At 64.7% G+C, this 17,274-nt stretch carries 9 protein-coding genes; 2 read left to right on the top strand and 7 right to left on the bottom strand.

The annotated features are described in order from the left end of the window. Positions 1–75 precede the first annotated feature (75 nt). Both treS and glgB read left to right on the top strand, forming a co-directional pair. The gene (treS, locus tag ACF8GF_RS22620; RefSeq protein ID WP_392488515.1) at positions 76–3,396 is read left to right on the top strand and encodes a maltose alpha-D-glucosyltransferase; all 3,321 of its coding nucleotides are present in this window, start codon (positions 76–78) and stop codon (positions 3,394–3,396) included. After that, entirely contained in the window at positions 3,393–5,603 is a 2,211-nt protein-coding gene (gene glgB, locus ACF8GF_RS22615) for a 1,4-alpha-glucan branching protein GlgB (protein WP_392488514.1), read from the top strand. Before treS ends, glgB begins: the two co-directional genes overlap by 4 nt. Positions 5,604–5,814: 211 nt before the next feature. Here the strand turns inward: glgB and ACF8GF_RS22610 are convergent, their stop codons facing one another. The 7 genes from ACF8GF_RS22610 to treZ all read right to left on the bottom strand — a co-directional run bounded on the left by ACF8GF_RS22610 (position 5,815) and on the right by treZ (position 17,274). Further along, positions 5,815–6,891 (bottom strand): autotransporter outer membrane beta-barrel domain-containing protein, encoded by a 1,077-nt coding sequence (locus ACF8GF_RS22610; RefSeq protein ID WP_176682242.1) that lies wholly within the window; start codon positions 6,889–6,891, stop codon positions 5,815–5,817. Between the two features lie 316 nt (positions 6,892–7,207). Beyond that, positions 7,208–8,002, bottom strand: coding sequence for an endonuclease/exonuclease/phosphatase family protein (locus ACF8GF_RS22605; protein WP_392488513.1), 795 nt, complete (start codon positions 8,000–8,002; stop codon positions 7,208–7,210). Between the two features lie 121 nt (positions 8,003–8,123). After that, positions 8,124–10,277, bottom strand: coding sequence for a glycogen debranching protein GlgX (gene glgX, locus ACF8GF_RS22600; RefSeq protein WP_176682244.1), 2,154 nt, complete (start codon positions 10,275–10,277; stop codon positions 8,124–8,126). Positions 10,278–10,413: 136 nt separating this feature from the next. Beyond that, positions 10,414–10,680 (bottom strand): DUF2934 domain-containing protein, encoded by a 267-nt coding sequence (locus ACF8GF_RS22595; protein ID WP_176682245.1) that lies wholly within the window; start codon positions 10,678–10,680, stop codon positions 10,414–10,416. 14 nt (positions 10,681–10,694) lie between these two features. Then, positions 10,695–13,469 carry a malto-oligosyltrehalose synthase gene (locus ACF8GF_RS22590; protein ID WP_392488512.1) on the bottom strand — a complete coding sequence of 925 codons (2,775 nt, stop codon included), beginning with the start codon at positions 13,467–13,469 and terminating at the stop codon, positions 10,695–10,697. Beyond that, positions 13,466–15,535, bottom strand: a complete 2,070-nt coding sequence (malQ, locus tag ACF8GF_RS22585) for a 4-alpha-glucanotransferase (RefSeq protein ID WP_392462011.1) — start codon at positions 15,533–15,535, stop codon at positions 13,466–13,468. Before malQ ends, ACF8GF_RS22590 begins: the two co-directional genes overlap by 4 nt. Next, positions 15,532–17,274 (bottom strand): malto-oligosyltrehalose trehalohydrolase, encoded by a 1,743-nt coding sequence (gene treZ, locus ACF8GF_RS22580; protein ID WP_176682248.1) that lies wholly within the window; start codon positions 17,272–17,274, stop codon positions 15,532–15,534. The genes malQ and treZ overlap by 4 nt, the downstream gene beginning before the upstream one ends.

Raw genomic sequence — 17,274 nt, 5'->3', positions numbered from 1 at the left:
GCTGATTCGCGGGCACGCCCGCTCCCACAGCGATGGTGCAAGAAGGGGCAAACATGCAATTGAAAGGAGTCGCACATGGCCAAGCGTTCCCGCCCGGCAGCCTTCATCGACGACCCGCTGTGGTACAAGGACGCCGTCATCTACCAGCTGCACATCAAGTCGTTCTTCGACTCGAACAACGACGGCATCGGCGACTTCGCCGGCCTGATCAGCAAGCTCGACTACATCGCCGAACTGGGCGTCAACACCCTGTGGCTGCTGCCGTTCTATCCCTCGCCACGCCGTGACGACGGCTACGACATCGCCGAATACAAGGGCGTGCACCCCGACTACGGCAGCATGGCCGACGCCCGCCGTTTCATCGCCGAGGCCCACAAGCGCGGCCTGCGGGTGATCACCGAGCTGGTCATCAACCACACCAGCGACCAGCACCCGTGGTTCCAGCGCGCCCGCCACGCCAAGCGCGGCAGCAAGGCGCGTGAGTTCTACGTGTGGTCGGACGATGACCAGAAGTATGACGGTACGCGCATCATCTTCCTCGACACCGAAAAGTCCAACTGGACCTGGGACCCGGTCGCCGGCCAGTACTTCTGGCACCGGTTCTATTCCCACCAGCCGGACCTCAATTTCGACAACCCGCAGGTGCTCAAGGCGGTGATCGGCGTCATGCGCTTCTGGCTCGACCTGGGTGTAGATGGCCTGCGGCTGGACGCGATCCCTTACCTGATCGAACGCGACGGCACCAACAACGAAAACCTCGCCGAAACCCACGACGTGCTCAAGGCGATCCGCGCCGAGATCGACGCCAACTACCCCGATCGCATGCTGCTGGCCGAAGCCAACCAGTGGCCGGAAGACACGCGCCCGTACTTCGGTGAAGGCGACGGCGACGAATGCCATATGGCCTTCCACTTTCCGTTGATGCCGCGCATGTACATGGCCCTGGCCATGGAAGACCGCTTCCCGATCACCGATATCCTGCGCCAGACCCCGGAAATTCCGGCCAACTGCCAGTGGGCGATCTTTTTGCGCAACCATGATGAACTGACCCTGGAAATGGTCACCGACCGCGAGCGCGACTACCTGTGGAACTACTATGCCGAAGACCGCCGCGCGCGCATCAACCTGGGCATTCGCCGGCGCCTGGCGCCCCTGCTGCAGCGTGACCGGCGGCGCATAGAGCTGCTGACCAGCCTGCTATTGTCGATGCCCGGCACGCCAACCCTGTATTACGGCGACGAACTGGGTATGGGCGACAATATCTATCTGGGGGACCGCGATGGCGTTCGCACACCCATGCAGTGGTCGCCAGACCGCAACGGCGGTTTTTCCCGCGCTGACCCGCAGCGCCTGGTGCTGCCGCCGATCATGGACCCGCTCTACGGTTACCAGACCGTCAACGTCGAGGCGCAAAGCCACGACCCGCATTCGCTGCTGAACTGGACCCGGCGCATGCTGGCGGTGCGCAAGCAGCAGAAGGCCTTTGGCCGCGGCAGCCTGCGCACCCTCACGCCCAGCAACCGGCGCATCCTTGCCTATATCCGCGAGTACACCGATGCCGACGGCAATACCGAGGTCATCCTCTGCGTGGCCAACGTGTCCCGCGCCGCTCAGGCTGCCGAACTCGAATTGTCACAATACGCCGACAAAGTACCGGTGGAGATGCTTGGCGGCAGCGCGTTCCCGCCAATCGGCCAACTGCCGTTTCTGCTGACATTGCCACCTTATGCCTTCTACTGGTTCCTGCTGGCCAGCCGCGATCGCATGCCCAGCTGGCACATCCAGCCCACCGAGGGGTTACCCGAATTGACCACATTGGTACTGCGCAAGCGCATGGAAGAGCTGCTGCAAGCCCCGGCAAGCGATACGCTGCAAAGCACCATCCTGCCGCAGTACCTGCCCAAACGCCGTTGGTTCGCCGGCAAGGAAGGGCCGATCGATGCCGTGCGCCTGTGTTACGGCGTGCGTTTCGGTACCGCCACCACGCCGGTGTTGCTCAGCGAAATCGAAGTCCTCAGCGACGGCACGGCCACCCGCTACCAGTTGCCGTTCGGCCTGCTGCGTGAGGAACAGATCCATACCGCGCTGCCGCAGCAGCTGGCGTTGTCGCGGGTGCGCCGTGCCCATCAGGTTGGCTTGATCACAGACGCCTTCGTCCTCGAACCGTTCATTCACGCGGTGATGCAAGCCTGCCAGGATGGCCTGCGCGTGCCGTGTGGCGACGATGAGGGTGAATTGCGCTTCGAATGCACAGAGCCGCTGGCCGGCCTGGCGCTCGACGACGAGAGCGAAGTGCGCTACCTCAGTGCCGAGCAGTCCAACAGCTCGGTGGTCATCGGCGACCGCGTGGTGCTCAAGCTGATCCGCCGGGTCAACCCGGGTATCCATCCAGAGCTGGAAATGAGCGCTTACCTGACCGCCGCCGGCTTTGCCAATATCTCGCCGCTGCTGGCCTGGGTCAGCCGGGTGGACGAGCAACACGCGCCGCACCTGCTGATGATTGCCCAGGGTTACCTGAGTAATCAGGGCGATGCCTGGGGCTGGACCCAGAACACCCTGGAACGGGCCATCCGCGACCAGATGGAGCCCGTTCGCAACGACGGCGAAGCGCACACTGACGCATTGGCCGAACTCAGCGGCTTTGCGGCCTTGCTTGGCCAGCGCCTGGGAGAGATGCACCTGCTGCTGGCTGCACCCACCGAAGACCCGGCCTTCCAGCCGCGCCCCAGCGATGCACAGGACAGCGAGCGCTGGCGTGCACAGATCAGCACCGAACTGATCCACGCCCTCGACCTGCTGGCCCAGCACCGCGACACGCTGGACAGCGATAGCCAGGCCTTGGTCGACGACCTGCAGCAACAGCGTGACGGCCTGGCGCAGCACATCGACAAGCTGACCGAGCAGGCTCAGGGTGGCCTGCTGATGCGTGTGCACGGCGACCTGCACCTGGGTCAGGTGTTGGTGGTGCAGGGTGATGCCTACCTCATCGATTTTGAAGGCGAACCCGCCCGGCCACTTGAAGAGCGCCGGGCAAAACACAGCCCCTACAAGGATGTCAGCGGCGTGCTGCGATCCTTCGACTATGCTGCTGCGATGATCTTGCGCAGCGCGTCTGCGGTGGACCTTTCCGAGCCGGCGCGGCAAGCCCGGCAGCGGGTTGCCCGGCAGTACCTGCACCAGTCCCGGCATGCCTTTGTCGAAGCCTATGGCCTGGCCACCGCCGCCATGCCTCACGCCTGGCAGCACGCCGAGGGCGAGCGCGCGGCACTGGAGCTGTTCTGCCTGGAAAAAGCCGCCTACGAGATCACATACGAAGCCGAAAACCGTCCGAGCTGGCTGGCCGTGCCTTTGCATGGTCTGCATGGACTGATCAGTACCTGGGGAGAGTCAGAATGAACGTTACAACGCGTGAAAACGGTGGCCTTCGGCAACGGGACCTCGACGCCCTGGCCCGCGCCGAGCACGCCGATCCCTTTGCGGTACTCGGCCCCCACGGCGATGGCGCAGGTGGGCAGGTGGTCCGCGCCTTTTTGCCCAATGCCCTGAAAGTGCGCGTCCAGGCCCGGGATGACGGGCGGGTACTTGCCGAAATGGAGCAGGGCAGCCTGCCCGGGTTGTTCAGCGCGCACCTCGATGAGGCACAGCCCTACCAGCTTCATATCGTCTGGGCCGGTGGCGAACAGGTTACCGAAGACCCCTACAGCTTCGGCCCGCAATTGGGTGACATGGACCTTCACCTGTTCGCGGAAGGCAATCACCGCGATTTGTCCGGGCGCTTCGGTGCCCAGCCGACCCAGGTCGATGGCATCGACGGCGTGTGTTTCTCGGTCTGGGCGCCGAATGCCCGGCGGGTGTCGGTGGTGGGTGATTTCAACAACTGGGATGGCCGCCGTCACCCCATGCGCCTGCGCCACGGCGCCGGGGTCTGGGAGCTGTTCATTCCGCGTCTGGGCGTGGGCGAAACCTACAAGTTCGAAGTGCTCGGCAAGGAGGGCATACTGCCGTTGAAGGCCGACCCGCTGGCCCGTGCCACCGAGCTGCCACCGAGCACGGCGTCCAAGGTTGCCGGTGAACTCAGCCACGCCTGGCAGGACCATGACTGGATGGCGCAGCGCGCCCAGCGCCATGGCTACAACGCACCATTGTCGATCTACGAGCTGCACCCAGGGTCATGGCGCTGCGAGCTGGACGAAGCGGGCGAAGTCGGGCGTTTCTACAATTGGCGCGAACTGGCCGAGCGGCTGGTGCCCTATGTGCAGGAACTGGGCTTTACCCACATCGAGCTGCTGCCGATCATGGAACACCCGTTCGGCGGCTCCTGGGGCTATCAACCACTGTCGATGTTCGCGCCCACCTCGCGCTACGGCAGTGCTGAGGATTTCGCCGCGTTCATCGACGCCTGCCACCAGGGAGGCATTGGTGTGCTGCTGGACTGGGTGCCGGCGCATTTCCCCACCGATGAACACGGTCTGGCTCGCTTTGACGGCACTGCGCTGTATGAATACGACAACCCACTGGAAGGTTACCACCAGGACTGGAACACGCTGATCTACAACCTCGGCCGCAACGAAGTACGCGGCTTCATGATGGCCTCGGCGCTGCACTGGCTCAAGCACTTCCATATCGACGGCCTGCGCGTCGATGCGGTGGCCTCGATGCTGTACCGCGACTACTCGCGCAAGGCGGGCGAATGGGTACCCAACCGCCACGGCGGGCGCGAGAACCTGGAAGCCATCGACTTCATTCGCCACCTCAACGGCGTGGCTGCCCACGAAGCCCCGGGCGCGCTGATCATCGCCGAAGAGTCCACCGCCTGGCCCGGGGTCAGCCAGCCTACCCAACAGGGCGGCCTGGGTTTTGCCTACAAGTGGAACATGGGCTGGATGCACGACACCCTGCACTATATCCAGAACGACCCGGTGCACCGCACCTACCACCACAACGAGATGAGCTTCGGGCTGATCTATGCCTATTCCGAGCACTTCATCCTGCCCATCTCCCATGATGAAGTGGTACACGGCAAGCACTCGCTGATCGACAAGATGCCCGGCGACCGCTGGCAGAAATTCGCCAACCTGCGTGCCTACCTCACCTTCATGTGGGCGCACCCGGGCAAGAAGCTGCTGTTCATGGGCTGCGAGTTCGGCCAGTGGCGTGAGTGGAACCACGACAGCGAACTGGACTGGTACCTGCTGCAGTATCCCGAGCACCAGGGTGTGCAGCGGTTGGTGGGCGACCTCAACCGCCTGTACCGCGAAGAGCCGGCGCTGCACGAGCAGGATTGCCAGCCGCAGGGCTTCCAGTGGCTGATCGGTGACGACGCGCAGAACAGCGTGTACGCCTGGCTGCGCTGGAGCAGCAGCGGCGAGCCGGTGCTGGTGGTGGCCAACTTCACCCCGGTACCCCGTGAGGGTTACCGCATTGGCGTGCCGTTCGGCGAGCGTTGGCAAGAGCTGCTGAACAGCGATGCCGAGCTGTATGCCGGGTCGAACGTGGGCAATTTGGGGGCGGTGGCCAGTGAGGCAGTGGCCAGCCATGGGCAGCCATTGTCGTTGGCCTTGAACCTGCCGCCGCTGGGGGTGTTGATCATGAAGCCCGCCTGACCGGTTGACCGCACTGGCCCTTTCGCCTGGAGCGGGTTTGCCCGCGAATCCGGTAGCGGCGGCAACCGTGAATGGGCTTTGGAAATTGGCCGGCAGGCCCGGCCCTTTCGCGGGTGAACCCGCTCCTACAACGGCCTGTGCCGAGCCACCGATGCGTGTGCACCCCCGATCAGTGTGTAGGAGCGGGTTACCCGCGAAGGGGCCGGCCTGCCTACCACCGCATCCGCACCCCAAGGCTGCCGATCAGCCCGTTCAGGTCATTGTCGTCCACATCATTGCTGTAATCGGCGCTGACGAACAAAGCCACCGAAGGCGTCACCCGCGCCACCAGGCCCAAGCCCAACTCCACCGTGGTCGAATAGCGCGAGCTGGAAATCTTGTCGACCTGGTCCAGCTTCACCTCATCGGCATTGCTGAAGTCATACCACACGTTGGTGCGCACATAGGGTTCGATGGGCATGCCGCGCACTTCGTAGCGCCCGGACAACTTGGCACCGACCCGGCCGCTCCAGCTCGGCTGGCTATCGAAGGCTTGCAAGGTCTCCTCCTGCACCTGGCTGCCAGGGAAGAATTGCTGGTTGATCAACTGTGCCTGGGGCTCGATAACCCAGTTGCCCCCCAGGCGGATCGGGTAACCGCCCTCAACCGAGAAGGTCATTGCGTGGCCACTGTCGTCCAGGCGCTGGCCGTTTTCGCCACGGCCCATCACGTCGATCCGCGATCCCATCGCCACGGCATCCAGGTGCCAACCCTGTTCATGGGTCATGCTCCAGTACACCCCCAGGCTTTCCCCGCTCAGGTTCACCGCTTTGCGCTGTTTGTCGCCCAGCAAAGGACGCGTGCCCTTGAAGCTGCTTTGCAGGTTGTTGTGCCCCACGAAAATCCCCGCGCGGTGTACATTGCCCGCTGCCGTTTCACGCACGAACAGGTCCGGGCCGATCATCAGTTGCTGGCTGGGCGCCTCCAGTTGTGCCGGGGGCAGCGCGCGGTTGCGGGCACTGGTGGGGAAGAACTGCGCCCACTGACTGGCAACCAGGTCGGGTGCCGCCTGCCGGTGGCGTTCGCTCATCTGCTGCGAAAACGTATTGAGGGTACCGAGGCTCAACCCACCGGCACTGAGCGGGTCGAGCGACAGTTGCGCCGCCACGGGTTGCTGCAGAAAGCCGGGGGAGGTGGGGTCACCCTGCAGTTCGTACGCGATCGTTTCCACCGGGGTTGCCAGAAGCAGCGACGTGGAAACCGCGTAGAAAATGCTGTCGAAGCGCAAGGGGTTCGAGGTGCTTTTCATGGCGGATCTCCTTTGTTTTTGTGGTGCAGCCCGAGAACCTGGCCTGTTGTCACGAGCTGTACGGCAAAAACAGTGGGCGACCCAAACCAGCACGCCAGTTATCGCAAACGCGCACGAAGGCGCGAGCTAGAGGCCCGGCGCAAGATTTTTACAGCTTGGTACTGTTCAGCTAAGGAGAGGTCACCGCTTGCGTCAAGAAAGCGTGAATCATCTGTTCAATGTGCGTTGTGACGCTTAACTCATTGTTTTTTTGAGTAAAGTTTCCGGGTATAGCGGGGTTCGCTATTTGCCGTGCCGTGGCTATGAAGAATGATTGCTAAAGCCGCACTTCTACCGCCAGTGGCAGGTGATCTGACAGGTGCGACCAAGGTTTGTGCCCCAGAATCCGTGGCCCATGGCTTTCGGCGTTACGCAGGTAAATGCGGTCCAGGCGCAGCAATGGCAGGCGGGCAGGGTAGGTGCGGGCGAGGTGGCCATGGTGGTGCTCGAAGGCTTCGTGCAAGTCACGTTGCAGGCCAAGGGTGCGGTTGCCGTGGCTTTTCCAGTCGTTGAAGTCGCCGGCGATGATCACCGGGGCGTTGCCCGGCAGGGAGTCCAGCAGTTTACGCAGCAACTGCAGCTGCTTCTGCCGGTGGCTTTCCAGCAACGACAGGTGCACGCAGACCGCATGCACCTGGCCTTGCCCCGGCACCTCCAGCACACAGTGCAGCAGGCCGCGGCGTTCGGGGCCGGTGATCGACACGTCAAGGTTGCGGTGCTCGATGATCGGGTATTTGGACAGCAACGCATTGCCGTGGTGGCCGTCAGGGTAGACCGCGTTGCGACCATAGGCGAAGTCGCTCCACATGCTGTCGGCGAGGAATTCGTACTGCGAGGTCTGCGGCCAGCCGGGGTAGCGCGCCGCGTGGCGATCGTGGCTGCCGAGCACTTCCTGAAGGAAGACAATGTCGGCCTGTGTGCTGCGCACGGCCTCGCGCAGCTCCGGCAAGATAAAGCGCCGGTTGAAGGCGGTGAAGCCCTTGTGGGTGTTCACCGTCAGTACCCGCAGGCGTTTCACGGCCGGGGCCTGGCTGACGCTGGCGAAACCATTACTGCCGGCTTCGAGGTTCACAATTCCTCCTGAAGTTAACCCTGCCTCACTGTCGCCGCCAGACCCTGTGGAGGCCAATACACCGTTCCCACCGGGTTTGGCGTGGCGATTACAACGTAGGACCTGCCAGGGCTATCACTGTTCACTCCTCGTCGTACTGCAACACCATCAGCAGCATCGACCGACCCTTCACCTCGAAGGTACTGTCGAACTGCAAATGCTGCCCCTTGCGCAACTCTGGCCGGTCGGTATCGACCAGGCAGCTCCAGTAATCGCCTTCAGGCACGGCCGGCAGCTTGAATGGCACGATGTCATGGTGGGCATTGACGATCAGCAGCACGGTGGCCTCGGCACCTGGCCGGGCGATACCGCTGACCTGCGCTCGGCCATCTATCAACATGCCCAGGCAGCGCCCGTGCGGGTCTTCCCATTGCTCAACGCTCATCTCGCTGCCATCGGGTGCCAGCCAAGTCACGTCCTTGACCCCAATTGCCTCATTGTAGTCACCCACCAGAAAGCGTGAGCGGCGCAGCACCGGGTAGGCCAGGCGCAGACGCGTCAGGCGCTTGACGAAGGCCAGCAGCTCTTCGCCTTCCTGGTCCAGGTCCCAGTTCACCCAGCCGATCTCGCTGTCCTGGCAGTAGGCGTTGTTGTTGCCGTGCTGGGTGCGGCTGAACTCGTCGCCGGCAACGATCATTGGCGTGCCCTGCGCCAACAGCAGGGTGGCAAAGTAGTTGCGCATCTGGCGCATGCGCAGGGCATTGATCCCCGGGTCGTCGGTCGGCCCTTCGACGCCGCAGTTCCAGGACAGGTTGTTGTCGGTGCCGTCCTGGTTGTTTTCGTCGTTGTCTTCATTGTGCTTGTGGTTGTAGGACACCAGATCGCGCAGGGTGAAACCATCGTGGGCGGTGATGAAGTTGACCGAGGAATAGGGGCGGCGCCCGCGGTTGTTGAACATGTCGCCCGAGGCGGTCAAGCGCGCGGCAAAATCGGCCAGCTGGCCTTCGTCGCCTTTCCAGAAAGCGCGTGCGGTATCGCGGAAGCGGTCGTTCCATTCCGCCCAGCCCGGGGCAAAGTTGCCCACCTGGTAGCCGCCGGGGCCGCAATCCCACGGTTCGGCAATCAGCTTGACCTGGCTCAGCATCGGGTCCTGGCGGCAGGCGACCAGGAAGCCATGACGCTCGCTGTAGCCATCGTGGTAACGGCCAAGGATGGTCGCCAGGTCGAAGCGAAAGCCGTCCACGTGCATTTCGCCGGCCCAGTAGCGAAGCGAATCGGTGACCAACTGCAGCACGCAGGGGTGGCTCAGGTCCAGGGTGTTGCCGGTGCCCGAGTCGTTGATGTAGTAGCGCTTGTCGTCCGGCATCAGGCGATAATACGAGGCGTTGTCGATGCCGCGCATCGACAGGGTCGGGCCGCGTTCGTTGCCTTCGGCGGTGTGGTTGTAGACCACGTCCAGGATCACCTCCAGCCCGGCGTCGTGCAGGTGCGCGACCATCTCCTTGAACTCGGCGATCTTGCCGCTGGCCAGGTAGCGCGGGTGCGGGGCGAAAAAGGCGATGCTGTTGTAGCCCCAGTAGTTGTTCAGGCCCTTGTCCAGCAGGTGCTGGTCGTTGACGAAGGCGTGAATCGGCAGCAGCTCGATGCTCGACACGCCAAGGTCCTTGATGTGCTTGAGCAGCTCGTCGTTGGCCAAGCCGGCGAAGGTGCCACGCAGTTCTTCAGGCACTGCCGGGTGGCGCATGCTGATACCGCGGGCATGCGCTTCATAGATGATCGTGCGCTCCCATGGGATCTGCACGCGCTGGTCGCGGCCCCAGGTGAACGCCGGGTCGATGACCTTGCATTTGGGCACGAAAGGCGCGCTGTCGCGCTCGTCGAACGACAGGTCGTCGTCGGGGTGCCCGATGGTGTAGCCGAACAGTGCCTCGGACCATTTCAGGCTGCCGACCAGTTGTTTGGCATACGGGTCGATCAGCAGTTTGTTGGGGTTGAAGCGGTGGCCGTTTTCCGGCTCGTAGGGGCCGTATACCCGGTAGCCATAGACCAGGCCGGGGTGAGCGTCGGGGAGGTAACCGTGGTAGATCTCATCGGTGTATTCGGGCAGCTCTATACGCTCGATTTCCTGCTCGCCTGTGGAGTCGAACAGGCACAGCTCGACCTTGGTGGCGTTGGCCGAGAACAGGGCGAAGTTGACCCCTAGGCCATCCCAGGTGGCGCCGAGGGGGAAGGGCAGGCCTTCGCGGATGCGCGATGGTGCGACCGAGCGGGTTTTCTTCGGGGTGCGGGGGCTCATGACGATCCTCGAGTGGCCGTGATGGAAGGGGAATTGTGCTGGCCTGCATTGGCCTCCTCGCGGGTAAACCCGCTCCTACATGCACCTGTGATGAACCTGTAGGAGCGGGTTTACCCGCGAAGAGGCCAGGATAGGCTTAACCGGCAGCAGGCTTTTTCGCCGCCCGGGGCTTTTTCGCCGCAGCAGGTTTGACCCCCGGCAGGGCCGCCGCCTTGGGTTCTGCAGGCGCCTTTGGCTTGGCTGCTGCTTTCTTGCGCGGGGCTGCCTTGGGCGCCAGCGCTTCGGCCTCGGCCAGCTTGCGGGCCATTTCCCAGTGGCGTTCTTCCTCCCCTACAGGCTTACCTTCGGATTCCCAGATCTGGTAGGCAAATTCGCGAATACGCTTTTCATCGACACTCATCATGACGCTCCTGATGCTCAAGATTGTTGTATCAACACGTTGACCGGAAACTCCGCCAGCACGGCGCTCAACAGCAACTCCTTTGAAGAGCTGACCGCCGCACTGGAGAAAAGTCCCGTCGAGTTGGCAGGTGACAAGGCAAACGGCAATACCAGCCGGGTGTCGTCCCAGTTCTGTGCCGGGATCAACGGTGTAGTGGCCCCTCCGAGCAGGCTGCTGGCCAGGCGCGGGGCGACGACGATGGCGTGCTCGCCTTCCCCTTGGCGAGCAAAGGCAATGACCTTGTCAGCATGGCGGCCCTGTACGGTCAGTGGCAGGTAGGCACCGCGGCGGAACAGCTCGGCGTGGGCCTGGCGGCAGTCCAGAAGCCGCGCGATCAAGGCCTGTTTGACGCGGCCGTCGCGCCAGTGGGCCAACAGTTCGGCGGCCGGCGTGGCGTCGTCCAGCGTGCGACGCCTCAAAGCGTAGTCCACGGCGCGGCGGTTGTCCGGGTCGACCAGGCTGAAGTCCCAGTATTCGTTACCCTGGTACAGGTCGGGCACACCGGGTGTGGTCATGCGCAACAGGGCCTGGACCAAGCCGTTGAGAGCGCCGGGGCAGGCCAGCAGCTGCGCCGCGTCGGCCAGCGACTTGCGCAGTTGCTGGTTCTCGCTGTCCAGCAGCAGGCCGTGGAGGTAATGAGCGCAGGCGCCTTCATAGGCCTCGTTCGGCGCGCTCCAGCTACTGCGCAGCTTGGCCTCGCGCAGGGCCTTCTGCTGCCACTGGCGAACACGCTCGGCGTAGTGACGCAGGGCATTGTCGTCGTGCAGGTCGAGGTCCAAGGGCCAACTGCCGAGCAGGGTTTGTAGCAGCATCAACTCGTCGCCGGGGCTGGGTGCCAGCCCGTCGTCCAACTGCGCGCGCAGGGGGGCGGCCAGCTCCCGCCAATGCTCCACCCGGCTGGCCAGCCACGTGCCGCGCTCGCTGAGTACGGCCAGGCGTGCACGCGTGTCCTCGCCACGCTTGTGGTCGTGGGTGGCGGTGGTCAGCAGGTTGTCGGGGAAATCGCGCAGGCGCCGCTGGGCCTCGTTGTGGAAATGCATGGGCGGGGCACTGAAGCGCTCTGCCTCGAAGCCCACGTCGTTACGCGACAGCAGCCTGGCGCTGCGGTAGAAGGCGGTGTCTTCCACGGCTTTGGCGGCGCTGGGCGCAGTCAACTGCTGGAAGCGCACGCAGGCGTGGCGCAGTTGCTTGCGGGCACGCCCCGGTGGCAGGTGCCGCCAGGCTTGCCCGCCCAGCCACCGCTCAAGTTGGTCCAGTAGCGGCCAGTCAGCTTCGGCAAGGTCTTGGCGAGCGTTGGTCAGCGCCTGCTGGAAGAACCCTTCGTCCTGCGCCGGGCGCCCGCAGGCATTGAAGTAGGTGCGGTAAACCGGGTAATGCGCCACCAATGCCTGCAAGGCCCGACGAATCGCGCCCAGGGTCAGGTCACGGGTCATCAGGTCGTTGCGCGCCACCTGCAACAGTGCCTGGGCCACCGATTCGCAGTCACCGGCCAGGCTGGCGTTGAGCACCAGGTGACGGGCCTGGCGCACTTCTTCGGTGAACGCCGGGCGCTCGCTGACGTTGCTCCATAGTTCGCTCAGCGGCGCTTCGCCGGCCGGATCATGCTGCAGCAGCGACACCTGGTTCATGAACTCGTAGCCGGTGGTGCCGTCGGTAAGCCAGTCGCGGTGCAGGTGCTCGTCGGCACCCAGGATCTTTTCCACGTACAGGGGGAAGTGCTCCAGCCCTGCATTCAGCGGCCGCCGCGCCAGCAGGCCATCAACCCGCCGGCGCAGTTTGCGGCAGTAGCCACGCGGGTCGGCAAGGCCGTCGATATGGTCGATGCGCAAGCCGTCCACCAGGCCGCGTTCGATCAGTTCGAACAGCTTGGCATGGGTGGCTTCGAACACCACGGCGCGCTCCACGCGCAGGCCGCCCAATTCGTTGATGTCGAAGAAGCGCCGCCAGTTGATGTCGTCGGCAGCAGTACGCCAGCTGGCCAGGCGGTAGGTCTGGCGCTCCAGCAGCAGGTGCAGGCGCCTGAAACCGGCCTCGCTGCGGCTGTCGAAGGCCACCAGGGCCGATTCGAGGTCGGCACCTTCGCGCACCAGGCGTGCCAGTTCGGCTTGGAGCGGCAGGCTATCGGCCAGCGGGGTAACTGAGTCGCCCAATGCCGTGAAGCGCTCTGCCAGAACCTTCAGGGCAGGCTCCGGGCTGAGCGCGAGAATCCAGCCGTAATCGACCGGACAGATCGGGAAACGATGCGCGTAATGGGCCACTTGCAGCAGCCCCTGCTGTTTGTCGAACTGCAGCGGTATCTCGCCATTTTTGAGCGCCACGCCGTAGTCGCTGCCGAGGAACGGCAACAGCAGTTGCCCGGCCAGCAGTGGGTCGCTGGAGTGCCACTGGATGTCGAAGAACTCTGCATACTGGCTGCGCCGCCCCCAGGCCAGCAGGCTTTGCCACCAGGGGTTGTCGGCACCGCCCACGGCCATGTGGTTGGACACCGTGTCGAGGATCAGCCCCATGCCATGCTGGCGCAGGGCGGCGACCAGGCGCTCCAGCGCGGCCTCGCCGCCCAGCTCCGGGTTGACGCAGGTAGGATCGACCACGTCGTAGCCATGGCGCGAGCCTGCGCGGGCCTTGAGGATGGGCGAGGCATACAGGTGGCTGATGCCCAGCTGGGCGAAATACGGCACCAGCGGCACGGCGTGATCGAGGGTGAAATCGCTGTGAAATTGCAGGCGCAGGGTCGCGGTCAGTGGCTTCATCGGTCACGCTCCCACGCTTGTTCGCGGGCCTGGGCCAGCAGTTCCAGGCGCCGTGCGGCGTCCTCGTCGTCGAGCAGTTCGCGGACCGGGCGGGCAAAGCGCCGCCGCCAGTTGGGATGGCCGTTGGTGGTGCCCGGCAGGTTGGGTTGCTCGTCGCAGCCCAGCAGGTCTTCCAACGGCACCAGCACCAGCGGCGCACGGGTATGGCCAACGAAGCGGATGGCCGCATCGATCAGCGCGTCGTTGTCCTTCAGTTCGCCGTAGTTGGCTTCCAGGATGCGGCGCAGGCCGTCGCGTTCTTTCTGACGCTCGTGTCGCCAGTGCAACTCGGTAGCGGCGTCGATCAGTTGCAAGCGGTGTCTCCAGTCGATGTCGCGGTTTGCCAGCCAGCCGGCCAGTGGCGCCAGGTCGTGGGTGCCGGTTGTGGCCAGGGCATTGTCCGGCCAGTCGAGAATCGGCTTGAACTGGCCCGGCTGGGTTTGCTCGAACGGCAGCACGCGCATGCCCAGCACTGCCTTCTCGGCCAGCTTTTCGCGCAGGCTGTCGGGCACGGTGCCCAGGTCTTCGCCGAGGATGATCGCCTGGTGACGCACCGACTCCAGCGCCAGCAGGCGCAACAGGTCGTCTAGCGGGTAGTCGAGGTAGGCGCCTTCGCTGGGGTTGGCCCCCTGCGGGATCAACCATAGCCGGCGCAGGCCCATCACATGGTCGATGCGCAGGCCGCCAGCGTGGGCGAGGTTGGCCCGCAGCATCTCGATGAAGGCGCGATAGCCATTGCGCTTGAGGCCCTCGGGCGAGAAGGCACAAATGCCCCAGTCCTGCCCGGTGTGGTTGAGGATGTCGGGCGGCGCACCCACGCTCAGGCCGGCCAGCAGTTCGTCCTGGCGGCTCCACGCCTGGCTGCCGGCACCGTCGGCGCCTACCGCCAGGTCGGCGATCAAACCCACGGCCATGCCGTTGCTGCGGGCCGCTTCCTGGGCACGTTGCAGGCCACGTTCGGTCAACCACTGGCAGAAGGCGTGGAACTCGACCTTGGCCGGGTAGGCGTTGGCCAAAGCCTCCACTTCCGGGTGGTAGGGGTCGTGCCAGGCTTTAGGCCAGTTGCGCCAGTCGGCACCGAGGCCGTGCTCCACCGCCTGGGCCTGCAGCACCTCGAAGCGGCAGTGGTGCTCCAGCGTCTGGCCGCCGGCTTCGCGGAAGCTGTCAAAATCCGTGCGTAGCGGGTGGTCGCCTTGGCTGAAACCCTGGTAAAGCGCTTCAAGCAAACGCAGCCGGGCGCTGGCGGCGCGTGGCCAGTCGACCAGAGGGCGTTGTTCCAGCTCTTCGAGTTGTTGCTCCAGCCCGCACGCTTCGATGGCCATACGCACCTCCCGTTCACCCAGCAGGGCCGCGGGGCTGGTGTACAGGGTGTTGAGCAGCAGCCGACTGGAAGGTGAGTAGGGGCTGTAGTGTTCCTGGTCCATGGCCGAGAGGGCGTGAATCGGGCTGATAGCCAAGGCGTCGGCGCCGCGCTCGGCGGCCGAGCGGGCCAACTGCTCCAGCGCCAGGCAGTCGCCGAAGCCACCGTCGCCGGGGCGGCGCAGGCTGTACAGCTGCACTGCCAGGCCCCAGCAGCGTGGTGGCGGCTGTTGCACCGTGTCTTCCAGGCTGTGGCAACGTGTTGGCGCCACCGCTACGGTGAAGCGGCGGCTGTCGATTTCCACCTGGTGATAGCCGATAGGCAGCTCGCCGGGCAGGCGCGCCTGGTCATCGAGGCTGAGGGTGACCGAGGTGTGATCTTCCAGGGTGCAGTGGGCCACGCTGGCGGCACTGAAGTAGCGCGCCAGCGCTAGCGGCTGGCCTAGGTCGGCGGTCAGCAAGGGCGGCAGGTGTTCGCTGTCTTCGGCGGTTTCCACCGCACGCAGGCTGGCGGCAACGGCCGCGTCATCGCCGGCCGGATGGCCAAGGCCTTCGAGGATGTTGCGCAGCACTTCGTCGCTGACACGCTGGGGCCTGGCATTGGCGTCAATCCAGTCGCGGTTCAGCCCGACGCTGGTTGCCAGACGATGCAGGGCAGTTTCGCTCATGGGCGCTCCTGGGCAGGGGGAAGCAGGCTGACCACGCAACTGTACGCAGCCAGGTGGGTATCCGGGTGGCGGGTGTCGCTGCTGTCGAACAGCCGTGTGGATGGCGCGGGCAGTTCGACCGCCTGCGGGGTGTCGGCCAGGTTCAGGTCGATGCGCAGCGTGTTGCCATTGCCCAGCCGCCAGCGCGCGGTCAGCGCTTTGTCAGCGTGCACCTCGGCGCCGAGGGCACGGCTGCCGGGCAAGTGCGGGATGACATGGCGGCGGCGCAGGTCGAGCAGTTGCTGGTAAAGGCCATGCCAGCCGGCGATCACCGCCTTGTTCTGCGGGCGTGAAGAGGCGAACGTCTGTTCGGCGTTGGGGTCGGGAATGTGCTCACGCTGCTTGGGGTCGGCGAACGCGCTGAAGTGGGCGAATTCGCCACGACGGCCTTCGCGTACCGCGTCGGCCAGCGCGTCATGGAAGTCGGTAAAAAACAGGAACGGCTGGCAACTGCCGGCTTCGTCGCCCATGAACAGCAGCGGGATCATCGGTGCCAGCAGCAACAGGCCGGTGGCTGCACGCAAGGCTGGCGCGGGGCACAGGCGGGTCAGGCGCTCACCCAGCGCACGGTTGCCGATCTGGTCGTGGTTCTGCAGGAACAACACGAAGGCGCTGGGCGGTAAATGCCCGCTGGGTTCACCGCGTGGTTTGCCATGCCGGTTGGCCTGGCCCTGGAACACGAAACCTTCGCCAAGGCACCGTGCCAGTTGGTCGATGGGGCGATGCCGGTAGTCGGCATAGTAGCCTTCGGTTTCACCGGTCAGCAGCACATGCAGGGCATTGTGGCCGTCATCGTTCCACTGGGCGTCGTAACCCTGTTCCAGCAGCTCCGCCTGGTTGTGCTCGTTCTCCAGCACCAACCACACGTGCCGGCCTGGTTCTATGGCGGCGCGCACCCGTTGGGCCAGCTCGATCAGAAAATCGGGCTGGTCGATGGCATGCACGGCATCCAGGCGCAGGCCGTCGCAGCGGTAGTCGCACAGCCACATCAGGGCGTTCTGGATAAAGTACTCGCGCACCTGCGGGCGGCGAAAGTCGATGGCCGCGCCCCAGGGGGTCTGCCGGTCTTCACGGAAGAACGGGCTGGCGTACTGGTGCAGGTAATTGCCGTCGGGGCCGAAGTGGTTGTACACCACGTCGACCAGCACCATCAGCCTGTAGCCGTGGGCCTGGTCGACCAGTGCGCACAGCTGCTCGGGGCTGCCGTAGGTATTCTGTGGGGCGTATGGCAGCACACCGTCGTAGCCCCAGTTGCGTTCGCCAGGGAACTGCCCCAGCGGCATCAATTCGACCGCGCTGATGCCCAGTTCGGCCAGGCGCGGCAATTGCCTGGCAACCCCGGCGTAACCCTCGAGCAGGCCGACATGTACCTCCTGGATCACGGCCTCATGCCAAGGCCGGCCTTGCCACGGGTGCTGCCAGGCATAACCGGCCACATCCACGACCTGGCTCGGCCCGTGTACGCCGTTGGGCTGGTAGCGCGAAGCCGGGTCGGCCACCTGCAGCTCACCGTCGATACGGTAGTGGTAACGGTCACCGGCCTGGCATGGCGCCACGCCGCTGTACCAGCCCTCGTCATCCGGCAGCAGTTCGATGGCCGGCTGCCGCTCCAGTTCCACGCTCACGCTGCGCGCATCCGGCGCCCAGAGGGCGAAGCGCGCCGACGTGGCGTCCAGCAAGTGTGCGCCATGTCTGTGCAT

The organism is Pseudomonas sp. yb_5 (assembly GCF_043103865.1).
In the GTDB taxonomy this organism is placed as follows: domain Bacteria; phylum Pseudomonadota; class Gammaproteobacteria; order Pseudomonadales; family Pseudomonadaceae; genus Aquipseudomonas; species Aquipseudomonas putida_Y.
This window is presented reverse-complemented; position numbering and strand designations above follow the sequence as displayed.